Source organism: Roseburia inulinivorans DSM 16841 (assembly GCF_000174195.1).
GTDB classification, from domain to species: Bacteria; Bacillota; Clostridia; order Lachnospirales; family Lachnospiraceae; genus Roseburia; species Roseburia inulinivorans.
Window position 1 is genome coordinate 53,104 of the sequence record NZ_ACFY01000058.1, and the last position, 17,520, is coordinate 70,623.

A 17,520-nucleotide genomic window follows, 5' to 3' on the forward strand; every position below is an offset into this window, starting at 1 on the left:
ATTTTTAAAAGTACGAAAAAAAAGCGAAAAAAAATGAAAAATCATCGGCATAGATACTTTTGTGCTATAATCATAAGGATTTTTTGAAGGGAGCCAAATACCATGGCAAAAGAATATTCTGTATACGAATTAAACCGTATTCAACAATACATTATGCAGATGCGTCCGGTTTTGAAGAAGGAGGCGCTGTTTTCGGATGGAACAAAAGATTACCGCAATCCGACGGAACCGGAGGCAGGAGAAAAGGTGACGATCCGTTTCCGCACCGGAAAGAATAACGTGGATATCGTCTGGCTTTGCACAGATTGTGAACATTATAAAATGAAGAAAACAAAAAGTGATCGTGAATTTGACTATTATGCGGTTGAGATGACAATGGGAGAGGAGCCGTTTTATTATTATTTCGAGGTGGCTTCCGGTCTGCTGCATGTCTTTTTTGACCGTTATGGTGTGAGCAAGGAGCGGCGGGATGCTTACCGGTTCTGCATCATTCCGGGATTTTCCACACCGGAGTGGTCAAAGGGAGCCGTCATGTACCAGATCCTTGTGGATCGTTTTTACAATGGTGATTCGGCTAATGATGTATTGACGGATGAGTGCTATTATATCCAGACACCGAGTAAAAAAATGGAGGACTGGAATCAGTGTCCGTCCGATTTTTCTGTTGGAGAGTTTTACGGCGGAGATTTAGAGGGCGTGAGACAGAAGTTAAATTACTTACAGAATCTTGGCGTGGAAGTCATTTACTTTAACCCGCTTTTTGTGTCACCATCCAATCACAAATATGATATTCAGGACTATGACCATATCGATCCACATTATGGAAAAATTGTGGTCGATGAGGGGGAGCTTTTACAATCCGGGACAACGGATAACAGCAAGGCAACACGTTATGTAAACCGTGTGACAAATTTTAAAAATTTAGAGGCAAGTAATGCTTTTTTTGCGGAGCTGGTCAGAGAGATCCACGCCAGAGGAATGAAAGTTATTTTAGACGGTGTGTTTAACCACTGCGGTTCGTTCAATAAATGGTTAGACCGGGAAAAAATTTATCACGCAAACGGAGGTTACGAGGACGGTGCATTTTTGTCGAAAGAGAGCCCTTACCGCAGTTTCTTCGGTTTCCGGGATGAAAACGGCTGGCCGGATAACACCTCTTATGAGGGGTGGTGGGATTATGACACGCTGCCAAAATTAAATTATGAAGGCTCGGAAGAGTTGTACGATTACATTCTTGGCATCGCAGCAAAATGGGTGTCAGCACCATATTATGTAGATGGCTGGCGTCTGGATGTTGCGGCGGATTTAGGTCATTCCTCAGAGTTCAATCATAAATTTTGGAGGGATTTTCGAAAAGCAGTTAAGACAGCCAACCCGGAAGCACTTATTCTGGCGGAGCATTATGGCGACCCAAAAGACTGGCTAGAAAAAGGTGACCAGTGGGATACAGTCATGAATTACGATGCCTTTATGGAACCTTTGACATGGTTTCTGACAGGAATGGAAAAACACAGTGACGAGTATATCCCGGAGAAAAAGGGAAAGGTGGATGATTTTGAGGGAGCTATGCGCCACTTTATGGCAAGTTTCCAGACATCCCAGTTGCAGTGTGCGATGAATGAATTATCCAACCACGATCATTCGAGATTCCTGACAAGAACCAACGGAACAGCAGGACGTGTGGGAACCCATGGGTCGGAAGCCGCAGATTATGGCGTCAACTTTGGGATTTTCCGGGAAGCAGTTGTTGTTCAGATGACATGGCCGGGCGCACCGACGGTTTATTATGGGGATGAGGCAGGCGTGTGTGGATTCACCGATCCTGATAACCGCCGAACCTATCCATGGGGAAAAGAAGATGTGGTGCTTGTGGATTTTCACCGGGATATGATCCGCATTCATAAGGAAAATGAAGCCTTACGCACCGGTTCCTTAAAGCTTTTGCAAGGAGAAAAGGACATATTGTGTTACGGCAGGTTTAACCGGACACAGCAATTTGTTGTGATCCTGAATAATAGCGATGAGAAGAAGGAGATCACAAAGGAAGTATGGAGTATCGGTATTCCAAAAAATTGTAAGATGGAGCGTCTGATCATCACCACGGAGGCTGGCTATTCGCTCATGCCGAAAGAATACGAAGTGGAAGATGGAAGGATCACCGTCACGCTGCTGCCTCATTCGGCTGCGGTGCTGAAATATAAAGTGTAAAAAATATAAAATCTTATCTTGCACAATGAAAAATGATATGTTATAATCAATCCTTGTCAGGACATTTGTGCTGACAAGAATGGGCAGATTCCCGAGTGGCCAAAGGGGACAGACTGTAAATCTGCTGCAACTTGCTTCGGTGGTTCGAATCCACCTCTGCCCATTATCATATATGCCGGCGTGGCGGAACTGGCAGACGCGCAGGACTTAAAATCCTGTTGTAGCGATACAGTACCGGTTCGATTCCGGTCGCCGGCATTAAGAGGTCTCAAGTGTTGAAGTTCGTTCAGCATCTGGGGCTTTTTATTTTTGTGTTGAGATAAGAAAAATCCGCCAGCCCACAGATTCTGTGGACGGCGGATTTTTTTCTGTGATCTTATTTTTTTTTGTACAGGAGCCTGATATCTTGCGGTTGATTCACGTTCGATCAGTGTCGCACGGAGCTGTGTGCGGCAGATTGGAATGTGATGTACCAGGGAGTTTAAAATGACATAAGCACATTTTCCGAGTTCACTGCGTTCCTGCCGGATAGTGGTAAGCGGTGGCTCTAGCATGGAGGAGATCGGAATGTCATCGAATCCGACCACGCTGATATCTTCCGGCACGCGGAAACCGCGGAGCTTGCATTCCGTGATAACACCGGATGCGATCAGGTCATTGCCGCAGATGATCGCAGTAGCACCCGCACCCAAAAAAGTAGGAACGTGATACTTTGCACTGTCTGCCACATAATAGCCGTAAACGGTCAGGTCTTCATTGATCTCAAGACCATGTGCTTTCATGCTGTTATAGTAGGCTTCCTGACGCTGCTCGGATACCATGGAGTGCAGGGAACCATTTAAAAAGGCAATTTTTTTGTGACCGAGTGTGTAGAGATGGTCAACTGCCGCATCGATTCCCTCATAGTTGTCCGTTCCAATGTAAGCAACATTCGGATTCTTCTTAATATAATTGTCGAAGAGAACAGTCGGCATGGTGGTTTGTTCTAACTGTTTCATCCATTCGTCGTGAAGGGCGAAGCCGACGAGAAAGGCTCCACAGAAACCATTCTTTAACATATAGGTGTCATATTTTTCTGCGAGCTGGAATGCCGGTGTGACCGGAATGACTGTCACATCCCAGTTGTGGCGGAACGCATTCTGTTTGAATCCCAGGACAATTTCATAACCAAACTGTGTGGCAGCTTCATAGTCCATATTTTCAATGAAAATCGCAAGCTTGCGGTTTTCTACTTTTTTTGATCGTTTGGTCGCATATCCCATTTCCACTGCGGTATCTAAGACCATCTGTCTTAATTCATCACTGATATCGCTTGCTCCGTTCAAACCTTTGGAGACAGTGCTGACGGATACACCCAGACGATTTGCTATATCTTTGATCGTAGCCAAGTCTTTATCCTCTTTGTTATAATTATTCGATACTTCCCTTATTATATAGAATCGAATTTCTGTTTTCAAGCAGTCTGCTCAGAGATTTCAAAAAAGTTTCGAAACAAAACGAGAAAAACTTGTCATTTTACACAAAAAAACAAATATAAAAACGTGAAAAATAGCAAAATCGATATTAATATTTGCAAATTCGTTGACAAAAACGTTTCAATAAACTAAAATTACCTCAGATACGAAAATTCACGAAACAATTCGTATAGGTTTTGAATGCGGGATCATTCCAACAGAACGGGAGGAAATGAATTGGGATCAAAAGAATTGACCAGAGGAGCAGGAGTCCTGCTGGCAATCACAAGCTTACCATCTTCATATGGAATAGGAACATTAGGGGAAGCTGCATTCCAATTTGTTGATTTACTTGTCGATCTCAAGCAGAGGTACTGGCAGGTGCTTCCGATCGGTCCTACCAGTTTTGGAAACAGTCCGTATCAGTCCTACTCCGCATTTGCCGGAAACCCATATCTCATTGATCTGGATGATCTGGTGAAGGATGGATTGTTACAGGAGACGGAGATCCGCAGTTTTAACTGGGGAACGGATGATGCAGATATTGATTATGCAACCATCTATGAGAACCGTTACAAGATTTTGCGAATGGCTTTTTCGAGATTTTCTGCGAAGAGTGAAGACTTCCTTGTTTTTACAGAAAAAAGCGACAGATGGCTGTCTGATTATTCTCTTTATACCGCATTGAAACGGCATTTTGGAGATATAGAATGGCAGAGCTGGGACGTGCCGCTCAGGGACAGAGATCCGGAGGCAGTGAAAGAGTATCAGGAAATATTACATAATGACATCATGTTTTGCAAATTTTGCCAGTACGAGTTTTTTAAGCAGTGGATACAGCTGAAGCAGTACGCAAATAGCCGTGGAGTCCAGATCATCGGTGATATGCCATTGTATGTGGCGTCAGACAGCGTGGATGTATGGGCGCACCGTGAGATGTTTTTACTTGAACCGGATGGAAGACCGAATGTGGTCGCAGGGGCAGCACCCGATGCATTTTCCGAGAGCGGTCAGGTATGGGGCAGTCCGGTATATGACTGGAACGTCATGGAAGAGGATGGCTTTGCATGGTGGAAGGCAAGAATGCTTGAGAACATGGAATTATTTGATGTGATCCGGTTAGACCATTTTTCCGGTCTGGTGCGTTATTACACCGTTTCTGCAGATGCAGAAGACGGAAGAAATGGCAAGTGGAGCAAAGGACCGGGCAGGAAACTGACAGATGCCATGACAGAGGTTCTGGGTGATATGCGGGTGATCGTGGAAGACATCGGACCAAAGGGCGGGCTTCCGGGAGTGAAAAAGTTAAAGACAAAAACCGGATGGCCGGGCATTAAGATTTTAATGTTTGCCTTTGATGATGACACCGCGAATGAGCATCTTCCACATAACTATCAGGACACGAACATGGTCGTATATGCAGGAACTCACGACAACGAAACGATCGTTGGTTATTTCCGGGATAAGTCAGATTACGAGCTGGCATATCTGTATGAGTATCTGAACATTCATTATAAAGAAGAAATACCGGATGCACTGATCCGGGCAGCCTACGCAAGTATCGCAGATGTGGCCATTATCCAGATGCAGGATCTGATGAAGCTTGGAAATGAAGCCAGAATGAACGCACCTTCCACGGTGGGACGCAACTGGCGCTGGCGTATCGGAAAAGATACTTTGAGCGAAGAACGGAGAGCATGGATACGGACTCTGGCAACCGTATATCGCAGATAACAAATACGCTATAAGATGCATAAGCATTTTATATAGAAGTCTTATTCTAAAAAAGGAGAGGAATCAAATGAAAAAGAAAGCAATCTCATTATTACTTGTTGCAGCTATGACAGCTACAATGACAGCAGGCTGCGGCGACAAACAGGAAGCAGCAGACAACACAACTGCAGGAAACGATGCGGCACCTTCTACAGAAGCAGCAGCATCTGATGATGCAGCAACAGAAGAAGAAGAGGAAGCATGGAGCGGTACATTGACTGTATGGAGCCCACAGGAAGATCAGGATACAGGCTGGTTACAGAAAGAATGTGACGCATTCAATGCGGCTCATCCAAACTGGGATGTCACATTTGAGTATGGTGTATGTGCAGAGGGTGATGCAAAAGCTACTGTCACAACAGACGTTGAGGGATCTGCAGATGTCTATATGCTGGCAAACGATAACATCCCTGATTTAGTAGCAGCAAACGCACTTGCTGAGCTCGGCGGATCTTATCTTGATTATGTAACAAGCACAAACTCCGATTCCATTACAGCATCTGTTACATACAATGATGCAGTAGTAGCATTCCCATTTACATCTAATACATGGTTCATGTACTATGATAAGAGTGTATTCTCTGATGAGGATATCAAGAGCTTTGACACAATGTTGGAGAAAGGAAAAGTTGCCTTCCCATTATCTGATTCCTGGTACATTCAGGCATTCTATGTTGGAAATGGCTGTTCATTATTCGGAGATGGTACAGACGCAGCAGCAGGTATCGACTTCGATGGAGAAAAGGCAGCAGCTGTTACAGATTACTTAGTTGATGTAGTTGCAAATCCTAACTTTATCAATGATGCAGACGGAGCTGGTCTTGCAGGTTTACGTGACGGAAGCGTAAACGCTGTATTCTCCGGTACATGGAATGCAGAAGCTGTAAAAGAAGCACTTGGTGACAACATGGGTGTTGCAGCACTTCCATCATTTAACTTAAACGGAACAGACTGCCAGATGAAATCCTTCATCGGATCTAAAGCAATCGGTGTAAACCCAAATGCTGAGAACATGCAGGTTGCTATGGCATTGGCAGCTTACCTTGCAGGTGAGGACGCTCAGAAAGATCACTACGATATGAGAAACATCCTTCCTACAAACACAAACATTGCAGTTGATGATGAGATCGCAGCAGCAGTTGCAGACGCAATGATCAACACATCTATCATGCAGCCATTAGTACCTGAGATGAGTAACTACTGGTCACCAGCTGAGAACATGGGTAAAGCACTTGTAGCTGGCGAGGTCACACATGATAACGCTGCAGAAAAGACAGCAGATATGAATACAGCAATGAACACAGACGCAGCACAGTAAAAAGAATACAGAAGATTCTTACATGCAAAATACAAACCTCGGGGCGCATGAGCGCTCTGAGGATTGTTTGATACTAAGGAATCTATTTTTATTTTAAGGAGGCCCATAACGTGATACAGGCTGGAAAAAGAAAAAAAGAGTTTGCGGATCCATATACCGTGACCGGTGCGGTTACAAAAGGAAACATCATTACAAAGCTTTCCCTGCTTATTATGGGCTTGGGTAATATCGCACACAGACAGATCGCAAAGGGACTGATGTTCCTGGTTGTTGAGATTGGATATATATGGTTTATGATCCAATCCGGAATTTATAATTTATCCATGTTTCCATCATTGGGATGGAGAGAGCAGGAAAAAGTCTGGAATGAAAAGAAAAGTATCTATGAGTACACTGCCGGTGATCAGTCATCCCTGATCCTGTTGTATGGAGTTGCAACGATTTATATTACATTGATGTTTATCGTTGTGTGGAGAGAGGCAGTAAAAAGCTCTTATAAATCAGAAGTGCTTGCAAAATCAGGAAAGCACCTGAACACCTTTAAAGAAGACTTCAAGAGTTTGTTTGATCAAAATTTACATAAATTATTACTTGCAGCGCCGATCATGGGAGTATTGATCTTTACGATCCTTCCACTGATCTATAATATTTCCATGGCATTTACCAATTACAGCAAGGTAAATGATCATCTGGTATTATTTGACTGGGTTGGGCTTGCAAACTTTGCGAAAATCTTAAATTTGAACGACAGTATCGGTAAGCAGTTCTATTCCGTACTGACATGGACGATCACCTGGGCGATTTTTGCAACAGCATTAAACTATATTTTCGGTATGATCCTTGCAATCGTGATCAACCGTAAAGAGACACATTTTAAGGGCTTCTGGAGATTCTGCTTTGTATTATCCATCGCAGTACCTCAGTTTGTTTCCCTGCTGATCATGAGAAGTATGTTACAGCCAACCGGTATCGTGAACACTTTATTATTAAAATATGGTCTGATCGATACGGCACTTCCATTTTTCTCAAGTGCGACATGGGCCAGAGTGACAGTTATCGTTATCAACCTGTGGGTAGGTATCCCATATACGTTACTTCAGGTAACAGGTATTTTACAGAACATTCCGGGTGAATTATATGAGGCAGCGAAGATTGATGGAGCTAATGCAATCCAGATATTCTTCAAGATCACATTGCCATATATGTTATTTGTCATGACACCATACCTCATTACACAGTTTACCGGAAATATCAATAACTTCAACGTTATCTACCTGCTGTCCGGCGGTAATCCGACACCGGTGGATGCAACAGCCGGTAAGACAGATCTGCTTGTTACATGGCTGTACAAACTGACCGTTGATAAGAACTACTACAACTTAGGTGCAGTAATTGGTATTATGACGTTCATTGTCCTTGCGATCGTTGCGCTGGTAACATATCGTAATACCGCATCCTACAAAGATGAGGAGGGATTCATGTAATGAGTAAAAAACAAGTGACATCTGGCACAAAAGCAAAGAAAACAATTGTGAATATTATTATCCATATTTTTCTGGCAATCCTGTCATTCATCTGGGTGCTGCCGATTTTCTGGGTAGTCCTGACAAGTTTCCGCGGTGAGAAAGGTTCTTACGTAACCACTTTCTTCCCGAAGACTTATACGATCAACAACTATGTGAAATTATTCACAGATACAAGTATTTTGAACTTCCCGAAAATGTTTGTGAATACTTTTATCATTGCGATTTTTACATGTATCATTTCAACCATTTTTGTACTTTCAGTATCTTATACAATGTCAAGAATGCGTTTTAACATGAGAAAACCATTTATGAATGTCGCAATGATCCTCGGATTGTTCCCATCCTTTATGTCCATGATCGCTGTTTACTATATTTTAAAGGCTCTTGGACTGGCAGAGGGATCTATGATCCGTATCGCTTTGATCATCGTATTCTCAGCAGGATCCGGTGTTGGATTCTATGTTGCAAAAGGTTTCTTTGACACGATCCCGAAGGCGCTGGACGAGGCTGCGATCATCGATGGGGCAACAAGATGGCAGGTATTTACCAAAATTACCGCGCCACTCAGTAAACCGATTATTGTTTATACCATTTTGACATCCTTCATGGGACCGTGGGTAGACTTCATTTTTGCAAAGGTTATCTGCCGTGCTGATGCACAGTACTACACCGTATCTATCGGTCTTTGGAAGATGCTTGAAAAAGAATACATTGACAGCTGGTATACCTGTTTTGCCGCAGGCGCAGTTGTGGTATCCATTCCGATTGCAATTCTGTTCTTACTGACACAGAAATTCTATGTAGATGGAATGAGTGGAGCTGTAAAGGGTTAACCCGGGCAGCGGATAAGCTTTGGCTGTGTGTGGGACTGTTGTATGAGAGTGAAAATCTTGATACAGCAGTCCCTTTTTATGTAAATATAAAAACGCTCCGCGAGGATGCACAACTCGCGGAGATGAATATATAGCTACGCTATCCGCTCGTGCGCGAAAGTGTGCGCAAGCACACACTTTGTTGTATAATACGAAGAAGAGAAGCTTTAAATGATATGAGAAAGGCATGGTTATAGGAATGAAAAAACGTTTGATCGCAGCCCTGTTAGCAGGAATGATGTTGGTACAGACAACCGCTTGTGGAAATAGCACCAGTGGAACCGTAGGTACTGTGGATAATACAGAGACAATGTCGGAGAGTGGAACAGAGGCAGATACAGAAAAAGAAGGGGATGAAGTTACCGCATTATCTTTGATGCAGCAGGTCAATACGGCGGAAGAGAATGTGATCGATGACAATTACCGTACTTATTACGAAGTGTTTGTTTACAGCTTTTATGACAGTGACGGGGACGGAATCGGTGATCTGAAAGGACTGACGGAAAATCTCGATTATATAAATGACGGTGATCCTGAGACGGACACGGATCTGGGATGTAATGGTATCTGGCTGATGCCAATCATGCCGTCCACAACGTATCACAAATATGATGTGACGGATTATGAAGCGATCGATCCAGCGTATGGAACGATGGATGATTTTACGACACTTGTAGATGAATGCCATAAGCGTGGAATCAATGTGATCATCGATTTTGTCATGAACCACACATCCTCACAGCATGAGTGGTTTCAGACTGCATACCAATATTTGCAGGGTCTTCCGAAAGGTGCAGAACCAGATGCGTCAGAGTGCCCTTATGTAGATTATTATAATTTTTCCAAAGAAAAACTAGGCGGTTATTATCCGGTGGAGGGAACAGACTGGTATTATGAAGGACAGTTCTGGAGCGAGATGCCGGATCTCAACTGGGATAATGAAATGTTAAAGACGGAGTTTGAGCAGATCGTACAGTTCTGGCTGGATCTCGGAGTGGATGGTTTCCGTCTGGATGCAGTAAAGGAATTCTATTCGGGCGCAGATGAAAAAAATATTGCAGTCCTGACCTGGTTTAATGATATGGTGAAATCCAAAAAAGAGGATGCATATCTGGTCGGAGAGGCATGGAATGATTACAATGTCTATGCGAAATATTATCAGAGTGGCATGGACAGTTTCTTTGATTTTACTTTTGCGGATAAGGACGGTATCATCGCAGACACAGTAAAGGGAATCAATGGCGCTTCCGCTTACGGAAAGAGTCTTGTCAATACGCAGGAGCTTTACGGCAGCTACAGTGATACTTACATTGACGCACCGTTTTACACCAATCATGATATGGCGCGGAGCGCAGGTTATTATTCCGGCGATTATAGTGAAGCGCAGACAAAGCTTGGAAATGCAATGAATCTTCTGATGTCGGGAAGTGCATTTTTGTATTATGGGGAGGAGCTTGGAATGAAAGGCTCCGGAAAAGATGAAAATAAGCGTGCTCCGATGTACTGGTCGACGGATGCCGATGCTACGGGTATGTGTGACGGACCAAAGGATATGGACGATATTAAGATGAAGTATGGCAGTTTAGAGGAGCAGGAAAACGATGGTAATTCCATTTATAACTTTGTGAAACAGACGATCGCATTGCGGAATGAGTATCCGGTGATCGCCAGAGGAAAGGTCGCATTTGATGAGGGGATTTCGGATGATACGGTATGCGTGATCCGGAAAACCTGTGATGAGGGACAATTGACGCTGGTGTTCAATACTTCAGAGAAGGCACAGACGGTCGATTTCAGGAAATCAGCTCTCGGAGCAACGGAAGACAGGAAATATCCATTGCAGATCGCAGGGGAGCTTCTGACAGGAACGGAAGCTGCCGTTCTGGATGAAGAACAGCTTACCATACCTGCGTATTCGGTCGTGGTCTTAGAGTAAAAAAGAATACTTTTCCGGATAACAGAAATCCCCGATATGAGAGAATCTATTGGGGATTTTTACTTGAATCTGTGCTTTTTTGGTATATAATAGTAATATCAAAGACGGAAAATACAGGTGTTGTGGAAATGCGTGTGTTTAAGAGAAAATCTGGAGGAACAATAGATGAAGCGGAAAGTCAGAACAAGAAAGCTGGGAATCAAATTTAAAATACTGATCCCGGTATGTGTATGTGTACTCGTTGTCTGTGTGGTTATGGGAGTAAATTCTTACAAACATATCCAAGACGGCATGGTTGAGATGGGCGTTCAGGAGGCAGACATGGCGGCAGATCTGACACTTCGTATGTTAGATGGCGACGAGGTGGAGCAGATCGTTCCGGGGGCAGAAGAAAGCGATGCATATAAAGGAGTTCTGGCAGACCTTAAAAAATATGAAGGACAGCTGTGGGATTGCATATCTGTATACTTTATATACCGATGGGACAAATGTTTATTACGGAGTAGATGTGGAAGCAACCGAGGATGTAAGTTATCTCGGGGATCCTTTTGCTGACTCTTATGAGGAGTTAAAATCTGTATTTGAGGGACAGGAATATGTGCAGGATTATATTGATGAGACGGAGGATGGAGACCTGATCACAGTCTACAAGCCGATCACAAACAGCGCAGGAAAAGTGGTGGCAGTTCTGGGGTGCGATTATGATGCATCTGATATTACTGCCCGGCTTGAGGCATCACTTGTGGGAGTGATCAAGATCGGTGTGGTCTGCATTGTTCTTGCAGTAGCGGCTCTCAGTATCATTATTTCAACGATCACGAGAGGGCTTCAGAAAGTGGACGACAAGATTTATGAGATCGTGCATAATGAGGGAGATCTGACACAGAAGCTGGACATCCACAGTGGAGATGAGATGGAACTCATTGCAGGGAATGTCAATGCTTTATTGGAATACATACGGGGAATCATGTTGAAGATCTCCGACAATTCAGAACATTTAAATGGTTCGTCACAAAAGATCGCACAAAACCTTGCAGCAGCTGAGGTGAATATCACTGACGTTTCCGCAACTATGGAGGAAATGAGTGCGGCAATGGAGGAGACAAACGCTTCACTGGAGCAGATCAGCACCTCAGTGGGACAAGTTTATACATCCATTGAAAACATGGCAGCACGTGCAGAACATGGGAAAGATTCTTCCGGTGAAATGAACGGGCGGGCAGCCAGTGTCCGCACAGAAGCCTTAAATAAACAGCAGGAGGTTGCGGAGCAGACAGCCGAAATGGCACGGACATTGGATGAGAAGATCGAGCAGTCCAACGCAGTGCAGAAGATAGCACAACTTACAGCCAATATTATCGAGATCACCGATCAGACTAATCTGCTGGCATTAAATGCGAGCATTGAGGCAGCAAGGGCAGGAGAGGCAGGAAAAGGATTTGCAGTCGTGGCAGATGAGATCGGAAAACTTGCTGCCAATTCGGCAGAAGCTGCAGAACAGATACAAAAAGTGAGTGCAGCGGTAGTTGAGGCTGTGAATGGTCTGGCACTTGCGGCAGAAAATATGGTCGAATTTGCGGGAATAACTGCTGTGGATGGTTATCAGCAGTTAGTGGAAATGAGTGAGTGTTACAGCAAAGATGCAGGTGATATGAATTCCATTATGGAAGAGTTCACAAGTGCTGCAGGCGAATTGCAGAAAGCCATGGACGAGATCAGGGAATCAACGACAGCAGTCAGTGCAGCTGTCGAAGAGAGCGCAAAGGGCATTGTGAATGTGGCAGAAATGTCCACAGATCTTACCGGAAGTGTTGGAGATATCCAGAAGGCGGCTGATCATAACAATGAGATCGCAGATCTGCTTGATACTGAGGTGAAACGCTTTAAACTGGAGTAACGGAGACTATAAATCATAATTGAAATAAAAAATCGTGCGAACAAAAACGTATTATGTTTGCACGATTTTTTTATCAATAGGTATTCAGTTCATAACATAATGAAAGAAATCAACAGCATTCCCTTTGTTATCAGTTGCGTATGCAATGCCGAAGCAGACCGTTCCGGTGTAGTAACCGTAGTCAGAAAGCCATTGGTTGTCGTTCAGTTCCAGACCGCATGGGAGTGTCTCACCGGTTTCGGAATCTGTTGCATAGACAATCATATCTTTGTACTGTTCTAATTCATCCGCTGTTAAATAATCCGTAAGAGGCATAAGACTTCCGGCATCAGCGTATTGCTGGAACACAAATTCCGGTGCAAAAAGAACGTCGGCACCACCGACAGAAAGTTTTAAAGTCAGTTTCTGGTTACTGTAGTAGTTTGTGGAGTAATTATCGTCATCAGAAAAAGTGATGGAGGTATCTACGGTAACTTCTTCTTTCTTTGTAAAGCCTTCCTGTTCAAAAAATTCATCTGTGGAAGAAACGTTTTCTTCATAAGGATTCAGGGTATTTACCATCACTATATCTAAAACACTTTCCCTATAGGCAGCATAATGTACGATCATGGAAATGACAAACGCCACAAGGCAGATGGCAGCAATGATGTGCCAGCGGTAATAGTCCCAGATATATTGCACCTTTGCTTTGCGGGAAAGGTCTTTGAATGCAGTTTTCTTTTCCATAGGAAAACCTCCGTAATTCTGTGCGCTTTACTAACGCGATAATGATAGGATAACATAGAAAGAAGCAGGTTAAAAGGGAAAAAGTATAAAGTTTATCTAAAATAAAAAATGCTAAGAATGAAAAGGATTCATTCTTAGCACATTCGTTGTACACAAAAAGCGGGTGATGGGAATCGAACCCACGTATCCAGCTTGGAAGGCTGGTGTTCTACCATTGAACTACACCCGCAGATGCCCAGTTCCGGAATCGAACCAGAGACACAAGGATTTTCAGTCCTTTGCTCTACCAACTGAGCTAACTGGGCTTGTTGCTCACAACAAAGATTATTGTAAAGGAAGGAACCTTTGTTGTCAAGCAAAAAATGAAAATTATAAATAAGGAAGAATATCTTCACAGTAGCAGCGCAGTACCTCCCCAACACTCCAGGCCTGGGCATAACAGCCGCGGGGATTGTGTGGTGTATCCCCGTCAAAGATTTCAGAGATGGAACCGATACAGCCGGAATCCGTCAGATGTTTTCTCACAGGCTCTAACATGCGGACGGCATTTGCGGCAGCAGAGGAGGAGTGGTGGTTCACTTTCATATAGGCACTGAAAAATCCACCGAGCAAAAAGCCCCAGGCAGTTCCCTGATGGTAAGCGGCGTCCCTCTTTGCAAGAGCACCGCAGTAAATGCCATGGTAGTCCGGATGATCCGGTGCGAGGGAGCGAAGTCCACAGCCGACAAACAACTCTTTTTCCACAAGTGCGACAACTGCTTTTTCCTGTTCCTCCGGGAGCAGGGAAAATGGAAGGGATACGGCGTAAACCTGGTTTGGACGGATATGGTCGTCCGGCTCGTCACCATCCACAACATCAAACAGGCACTGGTTGGCGGAATCCCAGAACTTGGCATTGAAGGATTCTTTTACCTGTTCGGCGCGTGTGCGGTAGGCAGAAGCATCTTCGTCAAATTTTTCGCAGAGTGATTCCATGATCCGTAAAGCGTTATACCACAGCGCGTTGATCTCCACCGGTTTTCCGTGGCGCGGTGTTGCTACCCAGTCACCGACGCGGACATCCATCCAGGTGATCTGGTCAAGTCCGCTTCCGGCGTGGATCAGCCCGTCGTCTTCCATATAAATGCTGAAATCCGTTCCTTTTTCATAGGCGGAGATGATCTCTTTTAAATGAGGGAAAATCTGTTCTTTTACAAAAGCTTCCGCCTCGGCAGCCGGGTTATAATGAAGGTACTGATAGACCGCATAAAAGTACCAGAGAGAGGCGTCCACCGTGTTATAGAGCGGCGGCATATTGTCGTCCGGGAACATATTCGGCACAATTCCGTGGCGGATATATCTGGCAAATGTCAGAAGGATCTCCTCAGCTTCTTTGAAACGTTTCGTGCAGAGCGTCAGACCGGTAAAGGCGATCATTGTGTCTCTGCCCCAGTCAGTAAACCACGGAAGTCCGGCGAGAACGGTCATCATTTTCGTGGACTCGCGGTAAGTCAGAAACTGGTCGCTGGCAAGCACCAGCTGGTTGGCAAACGAGTCGTGGTATCCGGCTTTTTCAAAAAGTTCTGCATGGCAGCGGGCATTTTCCTCTAAAATGGAAAATGCTTCCGTACCAGACACAGGGGCAGGACGCTCGTTCACGTCACCGATACTGCACAGGATGGAAACTTTTTTGGTTGTGTTGGCAGGAACTGCAATGGACAGGTCAACCGGACAGTAATGGCAGTCAAGCCCATCTGTCTCAAGATCCACTTCAATCTGTAACTGCATGTCGATGTCATAAACAGTTTCGCGTTCGGAAAAAGTTCCTTCACTTGTCTGAAAACGAATGGCAATATCTTTATTTTTTTCCGGAACAAGATAAAATGTCCTGTCTTCTGTAAATGTCTCAAATTTTAAAGTGTCCGGGGTGCTGCTCTCACTGTGCTCGCGGTAGTTGAAAAGCGGTGTGAGCGTAAAGGTACAGTCGCTGTCCCCGGCGGTCAGTTCATAGGCGACTGCGCAGACATTGGCGTTCCTTTTTAATGTGATGTGCTTTTCAAAAGAAAAATTGTCTGTCTCATAGGTGTAGTGCACGCTTCCGTCATAGATAAAGGAAGTGAGAAACTTCTGTCCCTCTGTGTAAACCGTTTTTCCGGAAGCACAGTGCTGGGAAGTCTCAAAGGAAACCGTGCTGGTTCCGACAGTGGCTGTTTCGTTGATCTTGGAAAAAACGAGATAGCGCTCAATTGGTGCATGGAGGCTGGCAATCAGGTACCCCTGGTGTGTACGGCTGTGTGCGCCGATCATCGAGCTTCCTGCGTATCCGCCAATGCCATTGGTGACTGCCCACTCACGTTTGATCCCTTCTTTGAATGTTGTCCAGTCTTTTTGGGTATACTGATATGTGATCATTCTTTTTTTCCTCCTGAACGAAAAAATACGAAAATTTCTATTATCTTATTTTACATGATAAAAAAGAAGTTGTACAGAGGGAAAAAAGCGTATATAATTATCATTACGAAATTTTGTTTGGAGGAAATGATTATGCAGGAAAAATTAGTTATTGTTCCGAAAAAAACAACGGGTGGACATAAGGCAGGAATGATCGCATTTTTTGTTTTAACCTGTCTTTGTTTAGTACTTAGCATGTTTGTATCACCGGTTATGTTTCTGGTGCCGACGATCATCTTTGGTGTGATCTGGTATCTGTTTGCATTTCGCAGTGAAGTGGAGTATGAGTATACATATTATGATGGCGACCTGAGATTTGCGAAGATCAGGAATAAAGCAAAGAGAAAGAAAATTGCCTATCTTAGTATGGATGATGTGCTGACCATTGCCCCGAAGGGTGACCGCAGCATTTACAAGTATGAGAATGACAGATCGGTTACAGTGAAAAACATTGCGTCCGGCAATGCAGGTGCAAAACTTTATGAGGCAGTCTGCAAGGGCGAAAATGGTATCACAAGGTATGAGTTTGAGCCGGATGAGGACATGTTAAATGCCATCATGGTAAAATATCCAAGAAGCGTTATAAAGTAACAGGATCGCGATTACGAAAAATACTGTGGCTTATCGGCTGCACAGTGGAGGATTTATGTTAGAGTTAAGAAATATCACCTATGAAGTAGATGATAACAACGAGAATAAAGAGATTTTGAAAAATGTCAGTGTCACCATTGACGATCATTTTGTGGCGATCACAGGACCAAACGGCGGTGGAAAATCCACACTTGCCAAGATGATTGCAGGAATCATCCGTCCGACAAGTGGGCAGATTCTTTTAGACGGAGAGGATATCACCGGTTTAAACATTACGGAGCGCGCCAGAAAAGGAATCAGTTTTGCATTCCAGCAGCCGGTTCATTTTAAAGGGCTGACCGTAAAAGACCTCATTACGATCGCTGCAGGCAAAGAGATGAGTGTGAATGAGATCTGCGATATTTTATCGGAGGTAGGTCTGTGTGCAAGAGAATACATTGACCGTGAGATCAACGGAAGTCTTTCCGGCGGTGAGCTGAAAAGGATCGAGATCGCAATGATCACTGCAAGGGGAACGAAGCTTTCTATTTTTGATGAGCCGGAGGCAGGGATCGACCTCTGGAGTTTTAACAGCCTGATCAAAGTATTTGAAAAAATGAGAGATGAGATCAACGGAACGATTCTGATCATATCCCATCAGGAACGGATCCTTGACATTGCGGACAAGATCATCGTCATTGCAGACGGACAGGTGCGCAAGACAGGAACCAAAGCGGAAGTGCTGCCGGAACTTCTGAATACGGCACAGACCTGCCAGACGTTGATCGATAAAGCATAGCCGCACTGGCA

12 protein-coding genes, 4 tRNA genes and 1 pseudogene are annotated in these 17,520 nt (G+C 44.2%); 12 read left to right on the top strand and 5 right to left on the bottom strand.

Annotated elements, in window-relative coordinates:
* Positions 1–102: 102 nt before the first annotated feature.
* From ROSEINA2194_RS06610 to ROSEINA2194_RS06620, 3 genes are all read left to right on the top strand, one after another.
* Positions 103–2,208: a glycoside hydrolase family 13 protein gene (locus tag ROSEINA2194_RS06610; RefSeq protein ID WP_007884754.1), complete on the top strand. Its 2,106-nt coding sequence runs from the start codon at positions 103–105 to the stop codon at positions 2,206–2,208.
* 81 nt (positions 2,209–2,289) lie between these two features.
* Positions 2,290–2,371, top strand: a tRNA-Tyr gene (locus ROSEINA2194_RS06615).
* 11 nt (positions 2,372–2,382) lie between these two features.
* Positions 2,383–2,466: transfer RNA gene (locus ROSEINA2194_RS06620), tRNA-Leu, on the top strand.
* A 212-nt stretch (positions 2,467–2,678) separates the two neighbouring features.
* On the opposite strand, the pseudogene ROSEINA2194_RS23770 reads toward ROSEINA2194_RS06620, so the two are convergent.
* A pseudogene (locus ROSEINA2194_RS23770) lies at positions 2,679–3,665 on the bottom strand (LacI family DNA-binding transcriptional regulator); the annotation flags it as partial.
* A 234-nt stretch (positions 3,666–3,899) separates the two neighbouring features.
* On the opposite strand from ROSEINA2194_RS23770, the gene malQ reads away from it, so the two are divergent.
* From malQ to ROSEINA2194_RS06650, 7 genes are all read left to right on the top strand, one after another.
* A complete protein-coding gene (malQ, locus tag ROSEINA2194_RS06625; RefSeq protein WP_021923913.1) occupies positions 3,900–5,396 on the top strand; it encodes a 4-alpha-glucanotransferase in 1,497 nt (498 codons plus the stop codon).
* Between the two features lie 67 nt (positions 5,397–5,463).
* Entirely contained in the window at positions 5,464–6,753 is a 1,290-nt protein-coding gene (locus ROSEINA2194_RS06630; RefSeq protein WP_007884762.1) for an extracellular solute-binding protein, read from the top strand.
* A 110-nt stretch (positions 6,754–6,863) separates the two neighbouring features.
* Complete coding sequence (locus ROSEINA2194_RS06635) at positions 6,864–8,237, top strand: carbohydrate ABC transporter permease (protein ID WP_007884764.1); 1,374 nt, start codon at positions 6,864–6,866, stop codon at positions 8,235–8,237.
* Positions 8,237–9,112, top strand: a complete 876-nt coding sequence (locus tag ROSEINA2194_RS06640) for a sugar ABC transporter permease (RefSeq protein WP_007884766.1) — start codon at positions 8,237–8,239, stop codon at positions 9,110–9,112. The genes ROSEINA2194_RS06635 and ROSEINA2194_RS06640 overlap by 1 nt, the downstream gene beginning before the upstream one ends.
* A gap of 226 nt (positions 9,113–9,338) precedes the next feature.
* Positions 9,339–11,087, top strand: coding sequence for an alpha-amylase family glycosyl hydrolase (locus ROSEINA2194_RS06645; RefSeq protein ID WP_007884767.1), 1,749 nt, complete (start codon positions 9,339–9,341; stop codon positions 11,085–11,087).
* Between the two features lie 165 nt (positions 11,088–11,252).
* The gene (locus tag ROSEINA2194_RS20965; protein WP_172727057.1) at positions 11,253–11,642 is read left to right on the top strand and encodes a hypothetical protein; all 390 of its coding nucleotides are present in this window, start codon (positions 11,253–11,255) and stop codon (positions 11,640–11,642) included.
* Positions 11,596–12,984: a methyl-accepting chemotaxis protein gene (locus ROSEINA2194_RS06650; RefSeq protein ID WP_172727058.1), complete on the top strand. Its 1,389-nt coding sequence runs from the start codon at positions 11,596–11,598 to the stop codon at positions 12,982–12,984. Before ROSEINA2194_RS20965 ends, ROSEINA2194_RS06650 begins: the two co-directional genes overlap by 47 nt.
* Positions 12,985–13,068: 84 nt before the next feature.
* On the opposite strand, the gene ROSEINA2194_RS06655 is transcribed toward ROSEINA2194_RS06650, so the two are convergent.
* The 4 genes from ROSEINA2194_RS06655 to ROSEINA2194_RS06670 form a co-directional block, all read right to left on the bottom strand.
* Entirely contained in the window at positions 13,069–13,710 is a 642-nt protein-coding gene (locus ROSEINA2194_RS06655) for an extracellular solute-binding protein (protein ID WP_007884770.1), read from the bottom strand.
* 158 nt (positions 13,711–13,868) lie between these two features.
* Positions 13,869–13,939: transfer RNA gene (locus ROSEINA2194_RS06660), tRNA-Gly, on the bottom strand.
* A gap of 3 nt (positions 13,940–13,942) precedes the next feature.
* A tRNA-Phe gene (locus ROSEINA2194_RS06665) sits at positions 13,943–14,015 on the bottom strand.
* Between the two features lie 64 nt (positions 14,016–14,079).
* The gene (locus tag ROSEINA2194_RS06670; RefSeq protein WP_007884772.1) at positions 14,080–16,101 is read right to left on the bottom strand and encodes an amylo-alpha-1,6-glucosidase; all 2,022 of its coding nucleotides are present in this window, start codon (positions 16,099–16,101) and stop codon (positions 14,080–14,082) included.
* A gap of 132 nt (positions 16,102–16,233) precedes the next feature.
* Here ROSEINA2194_RS06670 and ROSEINA2194_RS06675 point away from each other — a divergent pair, with 132 nt between their 5' ends.
* Both ROSEINA2194_RS06675 and ROSEINA2194_RS06680 read left to right on the top strand, forming a co-directional pair.
* Positions 16,234–16,731, top strand: a complete 498-nt coding sequence (locus tag ROSEINA2194_RS06675) for a DUF6106 family protein (protein ID WP_021922386.1) — start codon at positions 16,234–16,236, stop codon at positions 16,729–16,731.
* A 55-nt stretch (positions 16,732–16,786) separates the two neighbouring features.
* Complete coding sequence (locus tag ROSEINA2194_RS06680; RefSeq protein WP_007884775.1) at positions 16,787–17,509, top strand: ABC transporter ATP-binding protein; 723 nt, start codon at positions 16,787–16,789, stop codon at positions 17,507–17,509.
* The last annotated feature ends 11 nt before the right edge of the window (positions 17,510–17,520 follow it).

Bases quoted from the DNA above. Each gene is read 5' to 3' on its own strand.
- ROSEINA2194_RS06655 (WP_007884770.1), bottom strand. From the start codon at position 13,710: ATGGAAAAGAAAACTGCATTCAAAGACCTTTCCCGCAAAGCAAAGGTG.
- ROSEINA2194_RS06630 (WP_007884762.1), top strand. From the start codon at position 5,464: ATGAAAAAGAAAGCAATCTCATTATTACTTGTTGCAGCTATGACAGCT.
- ROSEINA2194_RS20965 (WP_172727057.1), top strand. From the start codon at position 11,253: ATGAAGCGGAAAGTCAGAACAAGAAAGCTGGGAATCAAATTTAAAATA.
- ROSEINA2194_RS06670 (WP_007884772.1), bottom strand. From the start codon at position 16,101: ATGATCACATATCAGTATACCCAAAAAGACTGGACAACATTCAAAGAA.
- ROSEINA2194_RS06640 (WP_007884766.1), top strand. From the start codon at position 8,237: ATGAGTAAAAAACAAGTGACATCTGGCACAAAAGCAAAGAAAACAATT.
- ROSEINA2194_RS06675 (WP_021922386.1), top strand. From the start codon at position 16,234: ATGCAGGAAAAATTAGTTATTGTTCCGAAAAAAACAACGGGTGGACAT.
- ROSEINA2194_RS06610 (WP_007884754.1), top strand. From the start codon at position 103: ATGGCAAAAGAATATTCTGTATACGAATTAAACCGTATTCAACAATAC.
- ROSEINA2194_RS06645 (WP_007884767.1), top strand. From the start codon at position 9,339: ATGGTTATAGGAATGAAAAAACGTTTGATCGCAGCCCTGTTAGCAGGA.
- ROSEINA2194_RS06680 (WP_007884775.1), top strand. From the start codon at position 16,787: ATGTTAGAGTTAAGAAATATCACCTATGAAGTAGATGATAACAACGAG.